2 protein-coding genes are annotated in these 643 nt (G+C 53.3%); both read left to right on the top strand.

Annotation, left to right across the window (positions count from 1 at the left end; genetic code table 11):
* Positions 1–297, top strand: a 297-nt coding sequence (locus AC6CDK_RS17815; protein WP_496639962.1) for a hypothetical protein, incomplete at its 5' end; no start/stop codon positions are given.
* Between the two features lie 128 nt (positions 298–425).
* Positions 426–643, top strand: a 218-nt coding sequence (locus AC6CDK_RS17810; RefSeq protein WP_192905560.1) for a TetR/AcrR family transcriptional regulator, incomplete at its 3' end; no start/stop codon positions are given.

Here is a 643-nt window from a genome sequence, read left to right as displayed (position 1 = left end):
GGAGCCGGCCTGTCCGGGCCGGCTCCGCTTCGCGCCTCTTCCGTAGCTTCCCCCCTCACTTCGTGGTCCGCTTTCGTGTTGCCAGTTTTTGGCACCACTCTCGCCAATTCGCCATTTGACGATATCCTGGGCCAATATTTTGACTTTGTCGTTTTTCGGCAGTACGGGGTGACGTTGTTCTGTGACGGTTTGCCGCTGGTTGTGACCATTCTTTGTTTCTTCGCAGTTTCAGCGCGTTATTTCCCTGGTGTAAAAATATCTAAAGTTGTCACCATGCCCGCCGATATCAACTTCTAGTAGTTGATTGTCCCGGTATGGAATTGGCCCGTCTTTTGCTCCTTAGGGCTGAAACCTTGTATATGAAGTTTTTTTTTGACCCGAAAATGTAAGCAAGCGCTTACATAATCAGCCCACCGGGAGGGGCAATGGGAGTTGTCAAAGGCGGCAAGCCGTTTGATTCGTGCAATGCGACCCATGAGCGGATCCTCGAAACAGCCCTTGGTCTGTTTTCGACCAGGGGGTACCTGGGCGCCACGACCCGCGAGATCGCCCGTCAGGCGGGCATCGCGGAGGTGACGCTGTTCCGCCATTTTCCCTCCAAAGTAAAGCTTCTCGAAGAAGCGATCACCCGTTACTCCATGTT

The organism is Geobacter sp. PheSNFMC, assembly GCF_059620965.1.
The sequence above is the reverse complement of the archived record's forward strand: the minus strand, read 5'-3'. Positions and strand labels throughout refer to the sequence as shown.